The following is a 22,090-nucleotide window of genomic DNA, read 5'->3' on the forward strand; positions in this document are numbered from 1 at the left end:
GAGGCATCGGTCGGGGCCGTATCCATACCCGTGCTGGCGGATGATGTGGAGTTAGGTAGGGTCAGGCGTGATTTCATGGGGGCCAGTTTAGCGCAGCGAACTGGCTATTACGATAAGGATACTTATCTCAATAGCGTCGCTATTGGCAGCGGGATCCGGCACATGGCCTAACAGTATGCCGATCTTGCTGGCATCAGCACGTGCCTCGCAGCTCGCCATGGGGGACCGGCCTCCCTAAGCTCGTGGCTGGCGCCGCGGGAAGGTCAGAATAAAGCGGGTGAGACCGCCTGACGACTCAGCCGAGATTCCACCGCGGTGCGCCACCATGATGGCTTGCGTGATCGACAAGCCAAGCCCCACGCTGTCCGAATCAGCGCGCGCCCTGGACTTGTCGGCCCGAAAGAACCGGTCGAACAACGACGGCAACAGCTCGGGATCGATCCCCTCGCCCTGGTTCTCGACCACGATGGTGGCGCCGCCGTCTTGCTCGCATGCCTTGATCACAATCGCTTTGCCGCTGGGCGTATACCGCAGTGCGTTCGACAGCAGATTGCTCAGTGCGCGGCGCAACATCAGGCGATCGCCCACGATGCTGGCGTCGCCCTGCAGGCGCAGCTGCACACCCTTGTCCTCGGCCAAGGCGTCGTAGAAATCAAACAGCGCGCGGGCCTCGTCGCCGACATGGATCGACTCCTCGTTGGGCAGCGTGATGCCGTGCTCCATCTTGGCCAAGTAAAGCATATCGGACACCATGCGGCCAAGGCGCAGCAGCTCCTCGGCGTTGGAGGCCAACACGTCGCGGTACTTGGCGGCCTCGCGCGGCTGCGACAACACGACATGGGTCTGGGTCATCAGGTTGGTGATCGGCGTGCGCAATTCGTGAGCCAGGTCGGACGAGAATTCGGACAATCGCCGGAAATCGTCCTGCAAGCGCTCGAGCATGGCATTCAGCGTCGCCGCCAGATCGGCCATCTCCACCGGCACGGTCTCCACGGGCATGCGGGCGTCAAGGTGATTCGACGTGACACCCTTGGCGCGAGAGGCCATCGTTCGCAACGGCGCCAGACCGCGCCTGGCTGCCCACCAGCCGAACAAGCCGCTGGCGAGCACCGCCAACGTGGTATAGAAGGCCAGCGAGCGACGAAACGCGTGCATAAAGTGGGCATGGATTTCGGTGTCCATGCCGACCATCACCGCCAAGGGCACCGACTCGCCGGGCACTGTCGCGTGCGCGCGCATACCTCGGTATTCCTTGTCTCCCTGCTGCCAGCTCAAGGTCGTCTCATCCGGTCCAAGCCGGCCAATAACGTTGAGCATGGCGCCAAAATCGAACCCATTGGTGCGGTAAATGACGTCACCTTTCGCGGTGCTCACATGGGCGACAAAACCGGGGTGATGTTCCACCATTTCCGCAAGACGGCTCGGCAGGTGCGTGCTGGATTGCTCCTGAGCGATCTTTTGAATCAGACGAACGTTGTCCCCAAGCACCACATAATCTTCGTCGGCAAAATGCCGGTCCATGGAAAGCCAGATCAGTATTCCGAGGCCAAGTAGCACCAATGCCGACGTCAGAGAAAACAACAACGTCAGCCGCATGGTCAGCGACATACGGCGCTTCATTCTTGCCCCTCGGGCGCTTCCAGCACGTACCCCATGCCTCGCACCGTCTGAATCAGCTTGGCGTCGAAGTCGTCGTCGATCTTGGCTCGCAAGCGGCGAATCGCAACGTCGATCACATTGCTGTCGCTGTCGAAGTTCATATCCCACACCTGGGACGCAATCAACGAGCGGGGCAGAACTTCTCCCCGCCTGCGGGCGAGCAGTTCGAGCAGCGCAAACTCCTTGCTGGTCAGCGCTATCCGGCGACCTCCGCGCGAAGCGCGACGTCGACTAAGATCAAGAACCAGGTCGCCCACCTGAATGCGGTCCAGCCCCATCTGCACAGTGCCGCGGCGCAGCAGCGTCCGGACGCGAGCCAACAGTTCGGAGAATGCAAATGGCTTTACCAGGTAATCGTCCGCGCCGAGCTCCAGTCCCTTGACCCGATCAGCGACGCTGTCGCGGGCAGTAAGGAACAAGACCGGAACCGCGCTCTCGGCCGCGCGCAGGCTCAGCAGAATTCTCCAGCCATCGAGGTCCGGCAGCATGACGTCGAGAATAATCAGATCGTAAGACTCGTTGAGCGCCAGGTGTTGTCCATCAAGCCCGTTGCCAACCAGGTCGACAACGAATCCGGCCTCGGTCAATCCCTGGCGCAGGTACTGGCCTGTCTTGGATTCGTCCTCTACGACGAGCAGTTTCATGTTCGAGCTTCCTTTTTCCGATTGTATGGCTGCGCTTGGGTCAGCCCATGGCGAGTCTACGCAGCCCTGCTCCGAGTGGCCCGGACATTACCGGAATGTAATGTTCAGGTAAGTTGTCGGTAGCCTCGTCCTCGTTACTCTCTCTTTGCCGCTGTCCGATGCGGCCATTCAAGCAAAAAGGACTATTTCATGGGACGTGATCGACAGTCTGGCATTGTGCTGGCCAACCTACCGCGCCGCCGCTTCGTGCAGGGTCTGGCTGCGGGGGGTGTGATGGCAGGATTGTCCGGTCTTGGGGGCATCGCGTGGGCCCAAGCATCAGACAAGCCGCAAGGTGCCGCGTCGGGGACGGCGCCGGTGCTGCGGGGGACCGAATTCGACCTCGTGATTGGCGAGTCGGTGGTTAACTTTACGGGCAGCCCGCGGGTGGCAACCACCATTAACGGGATGTTGCCCGGGCCGACGCTACGCTGGCGGCAGGGCGACACGGTAACGATCCGGGTCACCAATCGGCTGCGCGAGCCGACCTCGATTCACTGGCACGGGATCATTTTGCCGTTCGAGATGGATGGCGTACCAGGCATCAGCTTTCCCGGTATCGCGCCGGGCGAGAGCTTCACCTACCGGTTCAAGGTAGAGCAGACTGGCAGCTATTGGTATCACTCCCATTCGGGCTTTCAGGAGATGACCGGCGTGTATGGCGGCATTGTCATCGACCCGGCCAGCGGCGTGGACGGCGTCCGGGCTGATCGCGATTACACGGTGCTGCTGTCGGATTGGACCGATGAGGATCCGATGCGCGTCCTCTCCAAACTGAAAGTCCAGAGCGACTACTACAACTATAACCAGCCCACGGCGATCGACTTCTTCCGCGACGTCTCGAACGACGGGATCAAGAGTGCGCTCGCCAAGCGCAAGATGTGGCAGCAGATGCGGATGAATCCGACCGATCTGGCAGATCTCTCCGGTGCCACCCTGACCTATCTGACCAATGGCGTTACGCCGGCCGGCAACTGGACCGGTCTGTTCCAGCCCGGCGAGAAGGTGCGGTTGCGCTTCATCAACGGCTCAGGCAATACCTTCTACGATGTACGCATTCCTGGCCTGAAGCTTAAGGTGTTCCAGGTTGACGGGCAGAACATCGAGCCGGTGACGGTCGACGAGTTCCGTTTCGGCGCTGGCGAGACTTGCGACGTCATCGTGGAGCCGCGGGACGAGGCCTATACCATCTTTTCGCAGGCGATGGACCGCACCGGCTACGCCCGTGGCACGCTGGCCACGCGAGAGGGCCTGGTGGCCGCGGTGCCTGCGCTGGACAAGCCCAAGTGGCTCACCATGGCCGACATGATGGGTAGCATGGGTGGAATGGGCGGCATGAATCATGGTGGTATGGCCATGCAGGGCATGGACCACGCCGGCATGGACCATGGCTCCATGGGCATGCAAGCAATGGGACACGGCGCAATGGCCATGGACCACAGCCAGCACGGCATGGGCGGCATGAACAGCATGGGCGCTGACGCATCGCTCAAGGTCCCGAGCACCAAGGCGCGGCACGCGAGGACCGAATACGGCGCCAGCACGGATATGCGGGTCGACATGGCGCGCACCAACCTGGACGACCCCGGCATCGGCCTGCGCAACAACGGCCGTCGCGTGCTGACGCTGGCCGACCAACATACCATCGGCGGTCCGCTGGACCAGCGCGGCCCAGGGCGCGAAGTCGAATTGCACCTGACCGGCAATATGGAGCGTTATTCGTGGTCCTTCGACGGTGTCGAGTTTGGTAAATCCACCCCGGTCTACTTCAAGTATGGCGAACGGCTGCGCGTCATCTTGCATAACGACACGATGATGACGCACCCGATGCATCTGCATGGCATGTGGAGCGAATTGGAGGCGCCGGATGGTGCGTTCCAAGCGCGCCGGCACACCATTGCCGTGCAACCTGCGCAACGAATCAGCTTCCTGGTCACCGCCGACGCCTTGGGACGATGGGCTTGGCACTGCCACTTGATGTTGCATATGGACGCGGGGATGTTCCGCGAAGTGGTGGTGGCCTGACCTTAACCGACTAAGAACATGCACAACAGAATAAGCACGATACTGGCCGCTCTACTCGCCACGGCAGGCATGAGCACCGCTTGGGCTCAGCACGCCCACACACCGAACAGTCAAGCAGAGCCGACTGCGCGCGGTGTCGCTGAGAGCGCTGGCCCGGCGCCGAAAGCAGGCCCGCAAAGGGAGCCTACCGGCACGCAAGGCGTGGATGACAGCCAGATGCAGGGCATGGACCATAGCAAGATGCAGGGCATGGATCACGGCCAGATGCAAGGCATGGACCATAGCAAGATGCAAGGCATGGACCACGGCCAGATGCAGGGCATGGACCACAGCAAGATGCAAGGCATGGACCACGGCCAGGCGGCAGACATGGATCATGGCGACATGCAGATGCAAGGCGGCAGCCCCCCGGCTGACGCACGCGATCCGCATGCATATTCCGGTGGCTACCAGCTCGGGGTAGGGAAATACGCCATCGGACCCGCGCGATCGCTCCATATGGCAGACGAGCACGTGTTCGCTTCGGTGTTGGTCGACCGGCTCGAATGGGTCAAAGGCAACGAGAGCAATGCCGCTGCTTACGAGGCACAGGCGTGGATCGGCGGCACGTATAACAAGCTCGTCATCAAGGCCGAGGGCGAGGCGGAAAAGCGCAAGATCCACGAGGCCCGCACCGAACTGCTCTGGGGTCATTCGATCGCAACGTATTGGGACACCCAGCTCGGTGTCCGTAACGATGCCGGCTACGGACGACCAAGCCGGAATTGGTTGGCATTCGGCGTGCAGGGCCTGGCACCGTATTGGTTCGAATTGGACGCTACCGGCTATGTCGGCACGGAGGGTCGCACCGCGCTGCGCCTATCCGCGGAGTATGAGTTGCTCATTACCCAGCGTCTGATTCTGCAACCGAGAATCGAGGCAAACTTGTATGGCAAGAACGACCGGGAGATCGGCGTCGGCAGCGGGCTTTCCAGCGGCGCGGTCGGCGTGCGCCTGCGTTACGAGTTCAGTCGCCAGTTCGCGCCGTACATCGGTATCGAGCGGTATCAGACCTTCAGCAATACCGCCGACATGGTTCGCGCCTCAGGCGGCCGTAGTGGCGAAACTCGCTTTGTGGCGGGTGTCCGGATGTGGTTCTAAGCAACTATCTATAAATCTGTAATCGGAGTTCATCATGCAAGCGCCCCGCTTTACCCTTCGTGCCACGCTGGCTGCCGCTGCCGTACTGGCTAGTTCTGCTGCTTTCGCGCACCCCAAGCTCGTTTCATCCACACCGGCGGACAAGGCAGAGGTGTCGGCTCCGCAGAAGATCGAGCTGAAGTTTTCGGAGAACCTGGCGACCCAATTTTCCGGCGCCAATCTCGTCATGCCCGGCATGCCGGGCATGGCCAACCATGCGCCGATGAAAGTTGCGGCCAAGGTGTCTGGCAGCGACGATCCCAAGACGATGGTCATCACCCCAGCGCAGTCTCTGGCGCCGGGCAGCTACCGGGTGGAATGGCGCGCCGTGTCGTCCGACACGCATCCGATCACCGGTAATATCGCTTTCACCGTTAAGTGATCCACTGATGGACTGGACAACGGTTGCGGTGCGCTTCGCGCTCTATGTCGATCTAGCGGCGCTGTTCGGACTGCCGCTGTTCGGGCTGTACGCCTTGCGCCGTGACGAGATGGCGTCACGACTTGGCACGAGCTTTGTCGCTATTTGCACGGCGCTCGCTGCCATTGGCGTCGTCTTCTCATTGGCTAATATTGCCATCATGGCCAAAGGCATGACCGGCGCATCGGCGTACTCGGAGCTGCAAAGCCATGTCTTCGAAATGATCGTGACCGGCACCGATTTTGGTGCGGCCTGGGCGATGCGGCTCATTGCGCTGCTCCTGTGCGTGGCGATAGCCTTGTTTGGCCGCCGGTGGCCGACGCTTCAGTTTGCGGTGTTAACTGCGGCGGGCGGCGTGGCGTTGTCCACCCTGGCCTGGGGCGGTCATGGTGCCATGGACGATGGCGTTCGCCGCTACGTCCATCTTGCGTCCGATATTGCCCATTTGATCGCCGCCGGAGCCTGGGTCGGCGCCCTTCTCGCCTTCGTTCTGTTGTCGCACACCTCTAGCGCGCCTCAGAATGTGGTCCTTCTGAGCCGCACCTCCAACGGATTCGCCCGCATTGGGACTCTCGTCGTCGTCACCCTGGCCATCACCGGCGCGGTCAACTACGGGCTCATCGTGGGGCCAGTGTTGCCCGAACTGTCGCTGACGTCGTACGGTGGGCTGCTCGTGATGAAGCTGGCGCTATTCGGTGCAATGCTCGCGCTGGCCGCGGCCAATCGCATTCATTTGAGCCCGCGGCTCGAGCGCGCCATGCAAGGGGGCGACCAGGCCGGCGCCGTTCGGGCCCTTCGGCGCAGCCTGATGTTCGAAACCAGTGCCGCCACCCTGATTCTGGCCTTGGTTGCCTCGCTCGGCATCCTGTCGCCCGCTGGCGCGTAGCATGCCAAGGTTGCCCGATGCACTGCACGACCTGCGTCCCCTTCCTCCGTCCACCGCCAAGGAGAGGTCATGAAGACGATCAAATCATTACTGTTGGCGTTGAGCATGTCTCCGATGCTGGCGACTGCCGCCGGTATGGAGGGCAATCATGCCCATCATGACGCCGCAATCAAATCCGCTGCAGGCCAGCCTGGCGATTCCGACAAGGTAACGCGTACAGTGAACGTGGCAATGCGCGACACGATGCGCTTTACGCCCGAGGCGATTGTCGTAAAGGCCGGCGAGACGGTACGCTTTGTCGTGCGTAACCTCGGCAAAGTCGACCATGAAATGATCATCGGCACTGCCAGCGAGTTGCAGGCACACGCGCAGATGATGCGCAACATGCCGGCAGACAAGCATGCTGGCCCGAATCAGGTCACGCTGGCACCCGGACAGCAAGGCACGCTCGTCTGGCAGTTCGCTCGGCCTGAGACGGTGGACTTCGCCTGCTTGGTGCCCGGTCACTTCGAGGCCGGCATGGTGGGCAAGATCGTCGTCAGATAACAATCGAGCATCCTCGACACGAGCGCGTGGCCGGCCCCGCTCCCCCGCTGCCAGCGGCCAACTGCCAGCTGCCAGCTGCCAGCTGGGCCCAAGGTTTGCTCGGCTCTCTAACTGGTATAGCGGACTCCGGGCGCGGCGCTATGGCTGGCTCGCATGCTGATCGGTGACTTCGCGCTGCGCCGCTTCCACCTTGTCCGGCCACGTGCTCTTGATGTAGGCCAGCACCGCCACAATGTCGTCATCAGACCGATCGAATGCCGGCATGTCGCTCACATAGCCTGCGGGCGCGGTGACGCCTGGAACCAGTCCATGCTTGGTGATCGCAAAGAGCACCGCGTCGGCATGGTGCCAGGTATGCCCGGAAGCATCGTGCGGGGGCGCTGGCATGCGGCCATTGGAAAGTCGCTCGCGCCAGTTGGCCCGGCCTTGGAGCTTTGCGCCATGGCAGGACGCGCATGCCTGCGCATACAGCTGCTTGCCGCGCGCACGCGTACGGCGTCCGACGCATCGATGCGTAGCTGCCGGGCCGAGGCGGGCCGCTTATCGGCGATTGCGGCCTCCAGGTAACGTTTGGTCTGCAGTGCAACGGCGACGGCGGCGGCAGCGCCTAACGCCAACCATGCGGCGATGCGCCAGCGCGAATTTTCTGACTGTGCCATATCGGTTGACCGGCAGCGCCTGGCGCGCCGCCAGTTCGGCCATCAGTCTTTGGAAAACGGCCTGCCAGCAAAATCGACGGTCACCAGCTTACCGTCCATCTGCCCCATTCCAGGGGAGTTGGCTGGCATGCCGGGTACCGCGACGCCTTTCATCGATGGCTTGGCAGCGAGTTTTTGGATCGTCGTTGCCGGAACGTGGCCCTCCACCACTTGGCCGCTAGCGTCGATTACGGCGGTATGGCAAGAGGCGAAGTGTGCCGGGACACCGAGCTTGTTCTTCGTTGCCGCAACGTCGGGCGAATTGACCACCTTGGTTCGGATCCCTGCCTGGTTGACATGCTTGATCCACTCTTCACAGCAACCGCAGTCGGGGTCTTTATAGACCGTCAGCGTCGGCGATGCAGCATAGCAAGCTTGCACCGACGGCGAGCAACGCGACAGCCAGGATACGTTTCATCGATACTCCCAAGAAAACGATGGCGATGCGTGGCTGGTAGCGCGACGCGGCACCCACTGCGCTATCAAATATTGGTCTGCCTTAGCCGCAACGCGTTTGAATCACAGACGCGGAACTCAAACTCATCGCCAGCGCGGCAATCATAGGCGAGAGCAGCCACCCGGTAAACGGGTACAGTACCCCGGCCGCCAACGGCACGCCGAGCGCTTTGTAGAGGAACGCGAAGCCCAAGTTTTGCTTCATGTTTCGGATGGTGGCTTTCGATAGCGGCCGGGCCCGCGCAATTCCGCGCAGGTCGCCTTTGATCAGCGTCACTTGCGCATTGTGCATGGCGACATCGGTACCGGTTCCCATGGCGATGCCGACATCAAACTTGGCGAGCGCCGGCCCATCATTGATGCCATCACCGGCCATGGCAACGACGGCGCCGCCCTGCTGCAGCCCGGTGACTAGTTCCAATTTGTCTGCCGGCTTAACGTCGCCGTGAACCTTGGCAATATCCGGCTTTGCCGCGACCGCTTTCGCGGTGGCCACACCGACGCCGGTTGCCATGACTACTCGGATGCCTTCGGCCTTGAGGGTGGCTAGCGCTTCGGGCGTGGAGCTCTGGATGGGATCCGAGACGGCCAGCAGGCCGGCAAGGCGACCATCGACGGCGAGATACATGACACTCGTGTCTTGCGCCGGCAATGCATCGGCCCCTGCAGCGCTTCAGTTGCGCTGCCGTCGGTTTGCATCCGCGCGGTATTGCCGATCGCCATCGTCGTGCCCGCTACCCCGCCGCGCATGCCGATGCCGGTGTTCGGCTCAACGTCTTCCGCGTTCACCAGCGCCAGGCCACGGGCGCGGCCAGCCTCCACCAAGGCCGCAACCAGCGGATGTTCGCTGCCATGGTCAAGACTCGCCGCCAGACGCAGAACCTGCTCGTCCGCAAAGTCATTCGCCCCAATGCGCGCTCGGAAGCATCGTTGCGCCTGAGCCACCATTTGCACGATCTGCGACAGCACCGTTTGCGAGCCCACCTTGTCGGACCGAATGACTAGCCTGCCGAACCGCATTCATCGTCGCGCCGATGACACGCTCGCTTGACTGACTCCTTGTTGTCGTGGCGCTGCCAGGCCAGCCGCTCCGTGGAGAACGCCAGGCAGGCCATCGGTTATACGGTGAAACTGATGCACGATCAACCGCTGCGGCCGCCCAGCAGCGGCCGCGAAGCACCGTGGCGGCCAGACCGATGTCATCTGCAGTGGCAACCGTCGGCGCACGCGCATAGCCCGAAACTCGCGTATTCGATCGGAGTAACTGCCTTAGCAGGGCAGCATACGCGTCCCCGTCGTGGGAAAGTCAAGTGGGACGATGGCTCAAAATACGCCCCCTACCGCATACGGGGTGATGGTCTAGCCTTAGGAAAGCATTTTGGGAGGCCGAAATCAACACTGACGGGCAGTGCGCAGTGTCGCACCCAGAAAAATTCCAGGAGGCAGCGCAGAGGGTAGTATCCGGCAGGGCCGCGGTGCCATCATTAGAAACGAACGACGCCCGGTGTCGCGAAAGGGATTCCGCGATACTGGGCCTCGCTTCGGGGCCAGTCCGGTATGAGCAGCCCCGCTGCAGCAAGATTAGGCGCCGTCCGTGAAGGTGTCACGATCGCCGGCCGCATGGTTGCCATCGGTGAACGGATCGCGCGTCCCCGTGGTATGGCCCCCGTGCGTGTACGGATCGCGCGTACCCATCGCGTGCGCCCCTTCGGTAAAGGGATCGCGCGGCGAATTGACACCAGCATGGGCGAAGCCAGCAATGCTGCCAAGCGTGGTAACGGTCAGTGCCACAAGAGCGGTTCTCTTCAACTTCAGCATAATGTTTCTCCTATTGGAAAGGGCTCGATGAGCCTATGAGTTCAGTCTAGCGCGTAGCACCGAACCAAGAGCTGACAGCGACGTTACAAGCGCGTCATCTCGCTCGTTGGCTGCAGCGCTGCCTTAGTTCATCAGCCACCGGTGAAGATTTGGCTGCGTTCGATGTAGACCCGCACGCCCTTTGCATTGGACAACGCCGGAAAGAGAACGCTGAGATCGACAGTGCTGCCGTGAACGAACTCGGCAAACGTCCAGGCCATCTCCTGAGCACCGCTCCGGAACGTGACCGTGTCGCCGGAGGCCACGCGCACGGATTTCAGTCCTGGCGTAAGCGTGACCGCCCGTGATGCCGTGTTGGCCTGAGCGGGACTGCCGAAAAGCGCCGCCTGAGGTCCCAACGAAGTGGCGGCGTCCGATCTAGCCGTTGCCGCTGCCACGCCCGGAGCGGGCGACGTGCCGACCGGCTCGGCGGCTTGCCGCTGGACGTGCTCGGCCCAGTTATCGCCGGCGTTCGTTCTGGCCTTGTCCGCACTCCATGCCGTGGAAGTGGCCATCAGGGTAACGATGGACAGCGCGGTGAGCGCAGTTGTTTTGGTTTTCATGAAGCTCTCCATTGACGTCTCGAGGTAGAACCTCTTGAGCACAATGGTAGGCAGGGGCGCCTCTCCGAAGCGTTACTCGACTATTACATCCTCGTAAGTGGCGCGGCTTGTCGCGGGCGCCGATATAAATGGTTGGTGCCATGGTGAAGTAGCGAGGGTTCTCCGACAACGCCCGTCTGGCATGGGCCACAGGGACTGAGAGTTCCCTTACTTGTCGGCGATCGAGCCCCAGGCCGATACGCGTGGCTTGCACAGACAAGCGCTACTAGCATCTCGAACACTCGGGCGGTCGTGGTCTAGACGACGCCAAGCCTAAGGACATGCTGGCCTGGGTCGGTCGGGATCTGAACCGGTTATGGGTCAAATCGGAAGGCACGCATATGTACGGCAACACGGTGGAGGCAAAAGCTGAGGCATTGTGGGGGCACGCCTTTGCGACATTCTGGGATTGATAACTCGGGGTGCGCCAAGACTTTGGCAATGAGCCGCCGCGCACTTGGGGCGCCTTTGGCGTGCAAGGTCGGGCACCGTACTGGTTGATATCGAAGCCACGGCTTATCTAGGGTCGGCCGGACGCGCTGTCGCCCGGCTGCGTGTTACCTACGATATCCGCCTCACGCAACGCCTGCGGTTGACGCCGGAACTCCAGGCGAGCCGGTTGCGGCGCGAGGCATAGGCAGCGGCGTGTCCGAGTTCAAGCTTGGCTTGCGACTGCGATACGAAATCCGACGGCAGTTCGCCCCCGACCTCGGCGTGGTTTGGGGCAAAAAGCTGGGCAATACCGCCGATTTTGCGCTCGCGCCGGGGAGCGGACCACCGACAAGCAAATCGTTGCCAGCGGGCGCATCTGGTTCTGAACGCATTTCAGGCGCTGGTCAGGTGCTGGCCCGCGGGTGGTTAACCGCCAGCTTGCCGTGTGATTACATTTCGTATCCAGCTTACCAAGGCCAATCGCGTGCAAATAGAATGGCGACTATGGTCACGCGGCGGCCCTAATATGGGCGCGGCGGCTTGTGGCGTTAGTCTGAGTCCCGTTTGCATTGCCATGCCTGCGCAGCTTGGCATGAGTCGCCAACCCAGGAATGATCCATGAACGTCGGAAGGTTGCTAGTCGTGCTCGGTGGTACAGCAATGAGGATCGCGCCCGGCTCGATCCGCGCCATTTAGCTCGGTCGGAAGTCCACGCGAAATCTCAGTAGCCGCTAGTGGCAACAGTGCGACGGCGGGCCGGCCGCTACCCCGCCCGCGATGTGGCCTACCGTGGACCAGAAATGGGCAATTGGGTTGCTGTACTGTGCGGCGCAGCGGGACAGGGAAACCCGGCGATACGCGCTTGCCGCGGCACCGGTTATTCAATCATGGCAACGGCGCCGCGACTGCGCCGACTCGGACCCAGCGAAGCCATTGCGAGATGCGAGGCGGCAAAAACGTGACCGCGGCGAGCCCCGACCGCCGACACCGCAGTGATCTTGACGCGCCCTTTCGACACGCGCTTCAGCACGTGCAAACGCAGTCTTAACCTGGGCCATCGAGCGAAAGGAGACCTTGAAGATGAAAAGCGTACTCGTTGTTGCAAGTCTGATTGCCGCGGTATCGCTTACCGCGACCGCGACCGATCTGAGCACTGTCGTGAAAACCTATGAACTCAAGGACGGTTCAAAAGTCCACGTTTTCAAGGACGGCAAGATGGGGATGGAGAACAAGTACGGGAAGGCCGTCAACATGCCACAAGGCAAGGTCATGGAAACTAAGGACGGCAGCAAGATCCTGATGAAGGGCAACGAGGTGTTCCGCCTCGAGGACGCACTGATTCAGGGTCACCGCGAAGGCGGCTAACCGGGCGACTTGACATTGGCCAGCGCAAGCGGGCGCCCATGAGGCGTCCGCTTTTTAGAGCTAGTCCGTGCCTTACCAATGTCAGCGTTACTCAGCCCTCTCCCAAGATGAGCGCGGATGCACTATTTAGCCTCAGGGTAGACGGACACGCTGAGGGGCCGGGACACCTGCAGTGTTGGGCATGACGACCATACCCATAAACCCGCGGCGATACCGGCCGCGTACAACGCATTGCGTGCCCGGCGTTATCTTGGGACCCGGGCCGGCTCATTCCCGGAACTGTCTAGTACCAGCACACAATCTCTTCCTGCGACAAGCGTTCGGCACCATGTTGCGTTGGACCGGCCCCGACGTCGATCAACCACTCAGCAGGGGGGCGACTCGGCCGGGCCACCCGGCGTGAAAGCGGCAGGCGCCGATCAAGATCCAGGATGGCTGCTTGCGCCTACGCCGAAGCCCTCGCACCGACCCGCAACGCCCATAAGCCGGCTTGGATACCATTCAATCGAAGTCTCCCTCAAAGATGTGGGATGTGACCCGTCGCGCGATGTAATGGTAAGCCGCGCGCTGTGACATGCTCAAGGGTTGCTCGGTCGCGTTTGCCTACTGCAGCGCCCACGATTCTAGGCGGCGGGCCTATCAGGAAAACTATGAGACATGGCAGTAGTGTCATTTTTGACAACGCTCGACATCAAGGGGCGCGTCGTCACGCACCCTTCCCCTTCTTAACCAGGTTCTTTCCGGCTGCGCTGCTCGTTGCAGCGACCGCTGCGGTCGACAGAAGTTGCATCGTCCCGGATCAATGTAACCGGCTTGCAATGTCGCAGTAACCTTGGTCTGACTAGACTTCAGTGGCCTACCAAATTCCAAAAAACATGGCGGGCTGGAGACACTATGAAAAGAAAAGGAATTACTGCCGCGGGCATGCTGCTTGGGTCGCTGTCGCTGGGCGCCTATGCCCAGACGAGTGTCACGCTATATGGCGTCGCAGATGTCGGGATCGAGTATGTGTCGAATGTACCGTCATCGAGCGGGGGCAGCAACCAAGTGCGCATGTCGGCTGGCAACATGTCGACCTCGCGCTGGGGCCTGCGGGGCACGGAAGATCTCGGCGGTGGCCTCAAAGCGGTGTTCGAACTCGAGAGCGGATTCTCGCTCGATACTGCCCAATCGAGCAGCGCTGGCCGTTTGTTCGACCGGGGCGCGCTGGTCGGTCTGTCCAGTCAATATGGTCAACTCACCCTTGGTCGCCAGACGACGGTGCTATACGACACCGCCATTCAGTTTGACCCGATGGGTTTCGCGCCGCGATATTCGCTCTTCAAGAGCGACGATACCATTGCTGGTCGCGCGGACAATTCCGTCAAGTACAAAGGCACATTCGGCGGGCTGACCGCCATGGCACTGTACAGCTTCGGCCGCACTGGCGGCGGCGAGGTCCCCGGCGAGCCGAAAGCAGACCGGGAGATGAGTGCCGGTCTGATGTATGCGACCGGACCGCTTTCCGTTGGCGCACTGTACGACGAGTACCGAGGGCTGACCGTTGCGTCACAGGGGCGGAAGGACCGGCGGGCGCTGGTGGGGATCAGCTATGGGATCGGCCCGGCGAAGCTGTATGCCGGCTACCGTTGGCTCAACGGTGATATCTCAAGCGCCGCGACGGCGATGCGCTCCAATCTGTATTGGGCAGGCGTGCGCTATCAGTTGAGCTCGGCGCTGTCGCTCACCGGCGCTGCGTATTATACGGATGTGCGGGGTTCCGACGCTGATCCGCTGATGTTCGTCGCCTCGACCGACTACGCGTTTTCCAAGCGCACCGACGTGTACTTCAATGTCGGCTATGTCCGAAACAAGGGTGGCTCGCAGCTGGGATTGAATGGCTTCAACGCCAGCAGTGGCGCCCCGGTCAACGTCGTGCCGGGCGATAACCAAACCGGCGTCGTGCTGGGAGTGCGGCATAAGTTTTGAGCCTAACCGTTCAAAGAACTCAAAGTCGAACGGTCCTTTTAGCGAAGGGCAAGCAGCCACCGACCGCAACGCCGTGGCTACTTCATGAAAAAATTTCCGGACCGTAGCGACGGGGTTAAAGCCAAACGCCCCTAGCTGCGCGCCGTGTTTCGCTCAGGAGGAAACGTCAGAAGCGCGTTGTGCCGTCCGACGATTCCGCCGAACCCTGGCCACCATATGCGACCAATATGGCTTGCGTGATGGAAAGCCCCAGCCCCACGCTTTCGGACTCGGTGCGCGTGCCACGGAATGGCGAAACGCCTGCATAAATGCGCATATCGTCCGCCGAACGCGCCGACCATCGATATCTGGTAGCCTGACGTCCTGGATAGTTGCCTGGACTCTATGGGGACAGGTGGTGGACGATCGTCTGTTGAGTTGAGCGGCCATTTCCGGGAACTACCGGAAGCGAAAGGCATCACGGCTGTTATCGCGCCAAGCCTGCTGTATCGGGCTGCTGAGGACGTGCCGTCTGGCGGCGCGTGCCTGACCATACGGCGACTTCGGCGGCTATGCCCAACGCCGCCAACAGGCCCACGCGGGCCGCCGAGCGACTCGCTGTGGGCGGTGGCCCTGACGCTTACACGCGTGCCGCTGATATTGGGGGGAACTAGGGTCTAGCCATATCGCGGCGTTTGCTGCGCAACGCGGGCGCGTGGCCTAGCTGCGTATGCGCGGTTGCAGGCCAGCATAGCGTGGCTAATGCAGTCGCGCGAGGACATGCAAAATGTCGTTGCCCCGCGTCGTGATGTGGAGACGATCGCCGTAACCCAAATTTTCCAGATGCACCAACTGCCGCTCAACCAATGCCTCGATCGTCGCGCGATCGAGGTCGGCGACATTTGGTGCTGCGTCTTCGATCAGCATGAGTGTGGCAACTTCATGTGGTGTCAGCATCGTTGTCTCCAGAACCCCCAGGACTGAATCGGCGGATGATTCCGCTCTCGCAGCGACGGGCTTCAGTATTCATTCAATGCCGGCAGCGCAGAGTCGTCAAGGTAAGACACTGGTCGCGGGTTTGCCATAAGGCGATGCCTAGTTTCCTTGACGGCTATGAGGCCCCCTTTACCAGCTGGGCCATCCAGACCAGTCCCTGCATGGAATGCCCTACGACTTTGGGGGCGGCGCTAGTCGTGCGCGGCATTTCTTACCTCTTCTGGGCGACATAACGATTGCTGCCGCGCACCGTTTGCCGATCTCGGCTACGACAAGGCTTCGGCATGCCCAACCCATCTCGGAGCGCAGTTTGGGCGGCGTGCGCAGCTGAAGGCGCACAGCCGTGTCCCAGTCTGGACCCTGCTGGAGCGGCACGGAAATCCCTATCCGCGATGCAAAAGCCTGAATGCCAGCAAGCCGGCCGCTTGAAAACCGCGCTGCTGCTGGCGCAGGCGTGCACACCGCGACGGGGCCGCGCAGGTTCGCCGCGGAGCCCATCCTAGGCCCCGTAACTGAAGTCGGTCCGCGTGCCTGGAGCGCCGGCTTGCGGTGGTTGCTTGGTCCCTACTTCGCGATGCCGTCGACCGGCACCTTCTCTCCAGGCCTCACACGCGAGAAATCGCCGACATGCTGCGTCTGCGCCGTGGCGCAACTTGAAGCCGATGACCAATGCAGTGCCGATCAGGATTGGACTGATGGTCCCGGAATCAGCGCCGGCGCCGCGCCGTCATTCTATGAAAAGGAAATCTTGGCGTGAGCGCAGCAAAAACCTAGATTCACGGTAGCGCATTGCCGTTTGCAAACCGCTTCGCTGGTTTGTCAGTCGAGCCACAGACCCGCCCATGGTTCGCCCGCTGGTATCTCCCTGTACGACCAAGGAGGACATTATGCGTATCCTATTGCTGATCACGGTCATGTTGGGTGGATGCGCGACCGTCGGCTAACGTACCGCGCAAGCCCAGCGCGACATGGACATCTCACTACGGGTTCGGGGACCGGCTTGCAAAAGCTTGGACATCCGAAGGCTCGGATCCGTGGCGTGACTGCGTGTTACGGCTCAGTGCAGGAAGCGGACCATCTATGCATCGACGGTTTTGAATCCGATCGCCCCGTACCACGGGGCGTCTCACTGTCAGTTGGCTTCCCACGCAGCCCCGACGCGTAGCAATTGCGCGTTGCATTACCGCTTCCGGTTCTTTTCAATTGCTGCGCGAATGCGACCCACGCACTGCTTAACCTTACCCCCGTGAAAAGGTCCATAGTACAAATGAGGACGGCATGTCGGCGATCACGCCATGGCTGCACCACGCGCCGTGGCGGGACACCTGCTCGCCGCGACGACGCTATCGCGCGTCGGCTCGGAGGGCCCAATGCGTAAGCCTATGAATCAGCTTTTGCGTGTCATCGTGCTGCTGACCTTGGCACTGGCTTTGCCCCTGCGCGCGCACGCCTGGCCATTGGACAGTTGCTGTATCGCCGGCATCGCCCAAATGCTGACACACATGCTTGTTCAAGAGGGGCAAGCCAGTGTCGATACCAGCAGTCAACATGACTGCGTCAGTCAATCCAGTTGTGCCGGTCGTCTTCCCTGCCCGGCCTCCGCGTGTGCAGCCTTCGCAGGCACGCCGTGGGCCAGCGGATGGGCCACGGATGCATGGGCCAGCGTGTTGGTCGCGCATCCGGAATTCGCGTATCGCTCCATCGTTCCGCCCCGTCTCGAGCGCCCGCCCAAACGGAACCGTGTGTAGCGCGATCCGCCACACAGGGATGCCGCACTTGGTGGCGTCTCACCAGCACGCTCCTGTCTGACTTGGACATCAGCGGCGTTGCCGGCCGCTCTCTTGGGTTGGCCGGCGAGCTGCATACACCGAATGAGGAAAATCATGAAGTCCCTACTCCACGCTCTCGTGGGCGCCGTCTCCCTTGGAGTCTCCCTGTCGGCCGTCGCCGGGCCGAACTGGGATGTGATTGAAAGCGCTCGTACCGCCAAACGGGCTGAAGCGCAGCAACACAAGCCACAGAAGCCGGACGACTCCAAGGCGATGTTGCGCCACCATGACGCCATGATGCAAAAGTGTCGCGAAATGATGGATCAGACCAAGTAACCCAGCCGCTCTCCGGTGCGCTGCGTGCGCGCGGTCGCCGGAGCGATCTCCGGGCGGGCATCAACTAGGCGGCCACCGCCCTTATCCGGCGCACTACGCGGCCGCCGGTCCAGCAACAACTTAGCCCGCCCATCATGCGCTTATGCATCAACAGCATGCCTACCACAGCCAGGATGGCAATCACGCAGATGATTGTGCACACAACTCGCACGGAGGCGGCTCTTCCGATGGACCCGCGATGGGTGGCACGCCGCAGCCGCCGGCACGAATGAGCGACTTCGTCAACGGTGACGGCGCAACGAATCGACGCTAGGGATGTCTTCGCCATGCTCGACCGGACGCTGAGACGGCATCCCGTCGCCGCTGGTGGCGGCCGGAAGAACCGACGCGTTTAATGACAGCGACGTTGCAGTCCTGTAGTCCGCGCGGGCTTTCGCGTGACCGTAGAGAGCCAAAAAGTTAGCGTCATGGCCGTTCTGCCGTTGGCAGCCGATCGTGCTACGCCATGGCGCGGCATGCCTGCGCACAACGCCGGCACGCTTGAGCGCATTCCTGGCAATGCTGAGCCGCATGTCGCTCGCACTCGGCACCGCATGCTTCGCAAGCGGTCGCGCAAAGGTTGCACAGATCCTTGGCGAAGCGACTTCCCCGCGCCATATAGGCGCTGGCCATCCGGCACATTGCGGCGCAATCGAGATCCAGGCGAATGCACTCGGCCATCTCGTGTACGTTCGGCTCACTTAGACACGAGGCGGCGCAGTGCTCGCATGCCACTGCGCAAGCATTGCACTCGTCGATACAGTGTTGAAAATTCTGATGCGGCATGGTCGGCTCCTTGAAGTGATGACGCCACGTCGGCGCCGCTATCGTCACAGCAATATTTGGACCGGCCGCACCGCGAGGCCGCAGCGCTCGCACGTTTTGCCCTCCCTTTGCTCGCGACGGTGCTATGACCGCGCTCATTTCCGCTTAAAGATTGAGGCCAAATTACAAGGCGAGGAATATCTTTCAGGAATAAGCTTGCGCGTTGATTACAGCCCGGTAATGTCGTGGCCTGCCGGCACTTCGAGTTTATGGCGACTTAGTATTTCGCTGGTCATGCGCGGATGACTCCGTTTGATTCGCTTCCTTGGGAGGGGCGATGCCAACATTGCTCGGGCTGACCAGTTCGTCCCGCACACGCGCCTCTTCTCGCGTTGCCTTCGCCGACGAGCGTTCTCCCGCGCGATGCCCGGCGCTCAATTTGAGACCAGCATTCACGCGCGGGCTATCCAATCACGGCACGCGCTTTGCTATCTGCTTTGCTATCTGTTGGGCTGCCAGTGCCGCCGCGCCACCAAGGGACGGCGCCCGGCGCACGCAAGCACCATGGCGTTGACCCGCGATGTCGGGAAGTCCTGGACGCCTGCGCCGATAACCTGTGCCGCCATGAAACTCGGTACAAGGAGGCATGATGGGCTCGATCTCCATCTGGGCGGCCACGCGCCCGCGTCGGCCTCGACCGGCCCTTGAGGGCGACCTGCGCGTCGACGTGGTGATCGTCGGTGCCGGCATCACGGGCCTGACCGCCGCCCTGCTGCTCGCAAAGACCGCCCGGTCGGTGGCGGCGATCGAAGCCCGTGCCGTAGGCGCGGGTGATAGCGGCGGCTCCACCGGTAACCTGTATCAGACCGTCACCGGTGGCCTCGAAACGCTGGCGGCTAAGTGCGAAGCGGACACCGCCCGCGCCGTCGTAGCGTCTCGCGGGGAAGCGATCGCCTGGATCGAGCAGCAAGCGCAGGCGATGGGGCCGAGCAGCGGCTTCCGCCGCTGCCCGATGTACCAGTATCCGCTAAGCCCGGATGCCGAGCCGACCATACTGGGGGAGCTGAAGGCATTGCGCGCAGCAGGTCTGGACGCGCAGTTGGCCTCTGAGATGCCCCCCGGCTTGCCCGCCGCAAAGGGCGCGGTGCTTCTGCTTTCGGCACAAGCGCAGTTCCATCCGATCGGCTATCTGCACGCCTTGGCCCTGCAAGCCGAACACGCCGGCGCCCGCCTCTTCGAAAACTCCCCTGCCCTCGAGCTGGACCTGGAAGTCGGCGTCGTTCGCACACGGACCGGTACCGCCTTCGGCCACCATATTGTGCTGGCCACCCATTCCCCGCTGGGTTTTCACTTGGTGCAAGCCGGCATGGCTGTGCGCCGCGAATATGGTTTGGCCTTCCACGAACAAGCCGTTCCGGCTGGCATCTTCTGGGCGCAGGCCCATCCCAGGCTATCGGTCCGCGGATTGGAGGCAAACGGCAAGCATTACTTGCTTTGCATCGGTGAACACCACGAAACGGGAAGGCATGATGCAGCCGCGGCACTCGCTCAACTTGAACGGGCCGCGCAGGAATACCTGGCTGTCGGTTCACCCGTTCAGCGCTGGTCGGCACAACACTTTCATTCTCCGGACGGCCTTCCCTACATCGGCCGGGACGAGTCAGGGGCTTTCATCGCCACTGGTTTCTCCACCGACGGGCTGGTGTACGGCACAGTCGCGGCCCACATCATTACTGATCAGATCATCGGCGCGCAGAGCCGTTGGAGTTCGCTGTACCTGGGGTCGCTTCAGAGAACGGAAAATATTGCACGCTAAGCCAGTCGGCACGGACGTCGGCTACCGAGCGGCAAAGGCCTGACCTATTTGGTGTGCCCGCTTGACTTCGTCGCTTTGCAAGTAAATCGAGGTGGTGGCCACCGACGCGTGGCGTAGGTTATCGCGCACGGTGGTCAGTTCCGCGCCGCGAGCGAGGGCGTGTGTAGCGTGGGTATGCCGCGTCCAGTGGGGACTGGCTCGGCGCAGCTTTTCGGCGAGTGTCGGGTGGTCGCCGGCGATGATGTCCGCGGCCTGGCCAAAGAAGCGCCGCATTACCATCCACAGCCGGGTGCCGGTGATGTTAGTGACGCTGTCCTGCTCCAGGCTGGCGATCAAGGGTGTCCTGGGGTCCCAACGGGCTGGTGTCACCGGCAGTCCGCGCTGTACAAGATGCTGATCGAGTGCGGTTCGCGCAAGTGGCGGTAGCGCCACCTTTCCCGGGCGCCCACCTTTGCCGACCAGGTGCAGCCAGCGGTCGTTGCGCTCGTCAGTGCGGATATCGCCCAGCGTCGCGCCAACCAGTTCGCTGGCCCGCAGGCCGGTCGCGTAGGCAAAATCGAGAATGAAGCGCAAGCGCTGCGCTGCGGGCACGTCCCACCCGTACGACCATTCCAGGCCATCGGCAATGGTGCGCACCAGCAGCCATTCGCCCTCAGTAAAGCCACGTGTGGTATCGAGTGGCGCGACCCGCGTGCGGCCGCGGACTTTGATGCCGGCAAACGGGTTGGCCAATACATAGCGCTGCTCGATCAGCCATCGGAACATGGCGCCCAGCACCGTGAGGGCGTAGGCCGTCGAACGTGCCGATAGCCCCCGTGCGAAGGGGCGCCAGTCGGGCGCGCTGCGTGCCCGCGGTGGCCCGATCCAGCGCTCACGCGGAGTTGGTCGCCGCAGGAACCCGCGGTAGGCGATGGCGTCCTCGGTCGTAAGCGACGACAGCGCCCGACCGCGCTCGATAATCGCCCACAGGATCAGGCGTTCCGCCTCCTTGCGATAGGCGCGCTGCGTGGTCTGGGTTTCGTGCAGGGCGAGCCAGGCCTGCACGGCTTCGTAGTCGTTCGATGCGTCGAGCGTGCAGGCCTGTCGCGGTGCCCGGAAGCTGCCTCGCGAGCCGTCCACCTCGTCGGGCAGTTTCAGCCGCTCCCACGGGACCACCTCGCCTGGCGGCGCGCCGACGATCAGGGCACGCGCACGCTCCGTCAACCGCGGATGGGCGTGGAAGAAGGCCTCGATGTGCCGCGCGCTCGCTTGCCCCAGCCCCGGGATCGCGCCCCACCAGCGGCGCCGGCGCGGCACGCGCACGGTCAGGTCCGCCAGTGTGGAAATGCCGTGGGCTCGCAATGCGCGCACGGCCCGCGGTGCCAGCCACAGTTCAATGTCGTCGGTGACCTGTGGCTGCGGCGCAGGCAGAGCACGCAGAACCCTGATGGCCTGGCCATCGGCGAGGCCATCGGGATTGCGGGGACGCTATGCGTCGATTCACCTACAAACTTGGGCGCCAGCGGCCGTCAGCATTTTCGTTAAGTTGCTGAGGTGCGTTGGCCGTAGCGAGCGCAGACAGTTGTGACACAGCCGCAACAGCCCTACCGCGGCGGGGAGGGCTGGCAATCGCA

Annotated in this window: 19 protein-coding genes and 3 pseudogenes; 11 read left to right on the top strand and 11 right to left on the bottom strand. The window is 62.2% G+C overall.

Going from position 1 to position 22,090, the window contains the following annotated elements:
* Positions 1 to 234: 234 nt before the first annotated feature.
* Positions 235 to 1,620 (bottom strand): heavy metal sensor histidine kinase, encoded by a 1,386-nt coding sequence (locus F7Q96_RS17985; protein WP_012435767.1) that lies wholly within the window; start codon positions 1,618 to 1,620, stop codon positions 235 to 237.
* Positions 1,617 to 2,303 carry a heavy metal response regulator transcription factor gene (locus F7Q96_RS17990; RefSeq protein ID WP_012435768.1) on the bottom strand — a complete coding sequence of 229 codons (687 nt, stop codon included), beginning with the start codon at positions 2,301 to 2,303 and terminating at the stop codon, positions 1,617 to 1,619. The genes F7Q96_RS17985 and F7Q96_RS17990 overlap by 4 nt, the downstream gene beginning before the upstream one ends.
* Before the next feature lie 189 nt (positions 2,304 to 2,492).
* On the opposite strand from F7Q96_RS17990, the gene F7Q96_RS17995 reads away from it, so the two are divergent.
* The 5 genes from F7Q96_RS17995 (at position 2,493) to F7Q96_RS18015 (ending at position 7,399) form a co-directional block, all read left to right on the top strand.
* Complete coding sequence (locus tag F7Q96_RS17995; protein ID WP_151023046.1) at positions 2,493 to 4,367, top strand: copper resistance system multicopper oxidase; 1,875 nt, start codon at positions 2,493 to 2,495, stop codon at positions 4,365 to 4,367.
* A 216-nt stretch (positions 4,368 to 4,583) separates the two neighbouring features.
* Entirely contained in the window at positions 4,584 to 5,507 is a 924-nt protein-coding gene (locus tag F7Q96_RS18000) for a copper resistance protein B (RefSeq protein ID WP_053823090.1), read from the top strand.
* Between the two features lie 34 nt (positions 5,508 to 5,541).
* On the top strand, positions 5,542 to 5,928 hold the full coding sequence (gene copC, locus F7Q96_RS18005; protein WP_053821805.1) for a copper homeostasis periplasmic binding protein CopC: 387 nt from the start codon (positions 5,542 to 5,544) through the stop codon (positions 5,926 to 5,928).
* Positions 5,929 to 5,935: 7 nt separating this feature from the next.
* Positions 5,936 to 6,853 carry a copper homeostasis membrane protein CopD gene (gene copD / locus F7Q96_RS18010; RefSeq protein WP_053821804.1) on the top strand — a complete coding sequence of 306 codons (918 nt, stop codon included), beginning with the start codon at positions 5,936 to 5,938 and terminating at the stop codon, positions 6,851 to 6,853.
* A 69-nt stretch (positions 6,854 to 6,922) separates the two neighbouring features.
* A complete protein-coding gene (locus F7Q96_RS18015; protein WP_053821803.1) occupies positions 6,923 to 7,399 on the top strand; it encodes a cupredoxin domain-containing protein in 477 nt (158 codons plus the stop codon).
* A gap of 138 nt (positions 7,400 to 7,537) precedes the next feature.
* On the opposite strand, the gene F7Q96_RS27215 is transcribed toward F7Q96_RS18015, so the two are convergent.
* The 5 genes and pseudogenes from F7Q96_RS27215 to F7Q96_RS18040 form a co-directional block, all read right to left on the bottom strand.
* Positions 7,538 to 7,870, bottom strand: a complete 333-nt coding sequence (locus F7Q96_RS27215) for a c-type cytochrome (RefSeq protein ID WP_162491058.1) — start codon at positions 7,868 to 7,870, stop codon at positions 7,538 to 7,540.
* 230 nt (positions 7,871 to 8,100) lie between these two features.
* Positions 8,101 to 8,478 (bottom strand): DUF411 domain-containing protein, encoded by a 378-nt coding sequence (locus tag F7Q96_RS18025; protein ID WP_226994872.1) that lies wholly within the window; start codon positions 8,476 to 8,478, stop codon positions 8,101 to 8,103.
* A gap of 101 nt (positions 8,479 to 8,579) precedes the next feature.
* Positions 8,580 to 9,471: pseudogene (locus tag F7Q96_RS18030) on the bottom strand (HAD-IC family P-type ATPase); the annotation flags it as partial.
* Between the two features lie 663 nt (positions 9,472 to 10,134).
* Positions 10,135 to 10,371 carry a hypothetical protein gene (locus F7Q96_RS18035; protein WP_151023048.1) on the bottom strand — a complete coding sequence of 79 codons (237 nt, stop codon included), beginning with the start codon at positions 10,369 to 10,371 and terminating at the stop codon, positions 10,135 to 10,137.
* A gap of 131 nt (positions 10,372 to 10,502) precedes the next feature.
* Positions 10,503 to 10,973, bottom strand: a complete 471-nt coding sequence (locus tag F7Q96_RS18040) for a CzcE family metal-binding protein (protein ID WP_158507260.1) — start codon at positions 10,971 to 10,973, stop codon at positions 10,503 to 10,505.
* 320 nt (positions 10,974 to 11,293) lie between these two features.
* Here F7Q96_RS18040 and F7Q96_RS27490 point away from each other — a divergent pair.
* The 3 genes and pseudogenes from F7Q96_RS27490 (at position 11,294) to F7Q96_RS18055 (ending at position 14,777) form a co-directional block, all read left to right on the top strand.
* A pseudogene (locus F7Q96_RS27490) lies at positions 11,294 to 11,969 on the top strand (copper resistance protein B).
* Between the two features lie 555 nt (positions 11,970 to 12,524).
* Positions 12,525 to 12,809, top strand: a complete 285-nt coding sequence (copK, locus tag F7Q96_RS18050) for a periplasmic Cu(I)/Cu(II)-binding protein CopK (RefSeq protein ID WP_053821801.1) — start codon at positions 12,525 to 12,527, stop codon at positions 12,807 to 12,809.
* Between the two features lie 894 nt (positions 12,810 to 13,703).
* Positions 13,704 to 14,777 carry a porin gene (locus F7Q96_RS18055; RefSeq protein ID WP_151023050.1) on the top strand — a complete coding sequence of 358 codons (1,074 nt, stop codon included), beginning with the start codon at positions 13,704 to 13,706 and terminating at the stop codon, positions 14,775 to 14,777.
* A gap of 738 nt (positions 14,778 to 15,515) precedes the next feature.
* On the opposite strand, the gene F7Q96_RS18060 is transcribed toward F7Q96_RS18055, so the two are convergent.
* Positions 15,516 to 15,713, bottom strand: coding sequence for a hypothetical protein (locus F7Q96_RS18060; protein ID WP_151023052.1), 198 nt, complete (start codon positions 15,711 to 15,713; stop codon positions 15,516 to 15,518).
* A gap of 1,421 nt (positions 15,714 to 17,134) precedes the next feature.
* On the opposite strand from F7Q96_RS18060, the gene F7Q96_RS18065 reads away from it, so the two are divergent.
* Both F7Q96_RS18065 and F7Q96_RS18070 read left to right on the top strand, forming a co-directional pair.
* The gene (locus F7Q96_RS18065; RefSeq protein WP_144425795.1) at positions 17,135 to 17,500 is read left to right on the top strand and encodes a hypothetical protein; all 366 of its coding nucleotides are present in this window, start codon (positions 17,135 to 17,137) and stop codon (positions 17,498 to 17,500) included.
* Positions 17,501 to 17,635: 135 nt separating this feature from the next.
* Positions 17,636 to 17,857 (top strand): hypothetical protein, encoded by a 222-nt coding sequence (locus tag F7Q96_RS18070; RefSeq protein ID WP_144425794.1) that lies wholly within the window; start codon positions 17,636 to 17,638, stop codon positions 17,855 to 17,857.
* A gap of 281 nt (positions 17,858 to 18,138) precedes the next feature.
* Here the strand turns inward: F7Q96_RS18070 and F7Q96_RS26855 are convergent, their stop codons facing one another.
* Complete coding sequence (locus tag F7Q96_RS26855) at positions 18,139 to 18,429, bottom strand: hypothetical protein (RefSeq protein ID WP_162491053.1); 291 nt, start codon at positions 18,427 to 18,429, stop codon at positions 18,139 to 18,141.
* Entirely contained in the window at positions 18,356 to 18,682 is a 327-nt protein-coding gene (locus tag F7Q96_RS18075) for a four-helix bundle copper-binding protein (RefSeq protein ID WP_012435770.1), read from the bottom strand. The genes F7Q96_RS26855 and F7Q96_RS18075 overlap by 74 nt, the downstream gene beginning before the upstream one ends.
* Positions 18,683 to 19,307: 625 nt before the next feature.
* On the opposite strand from F7Q96_RS18075, the gene F7Q96_RS18080 reads away from it, so the two are divergent.
* Positions 19,308 to 20,477 carry an NAD(P)/FAD-dependent oxidoreductase gene (locus F7Q96_RS18080; RefSeq protein ID WP_151023054.1) on the top strand — a complete coding sequence of 390 codons (1,170 nt, stop codon included), beginning with the start codon at positions 19,308 to 19,310 and terminating at the stop codon, positions 20,475 to 20,477.
* A gap of 21 nt (positions 20,478 to 20,498) precedes the next feature.
* On the opposite strand, the pseudogene F7Q96_RS18085 reads toward F7Q96_RS18080, so the two are convergent.
* A pseudogene (locus F7Q96_RS18085) lies at positions 20,499 to 21,911 on the bottom strand (phage integrase family protein); the annotation flags it as partial.
* Positions 21,912 to 22,090: the final 179 nt, after the last annotated feature.

It is taken from the genome of Cupriavidus gilardii (assembly GCF_008801915.1).
GTDB lineage: Bacteria > Pseudomonadota > Gammaproteobacteria > Burkholderiales > Burkholderiaceae > Cupriavidus > Cupriavidus gilardii.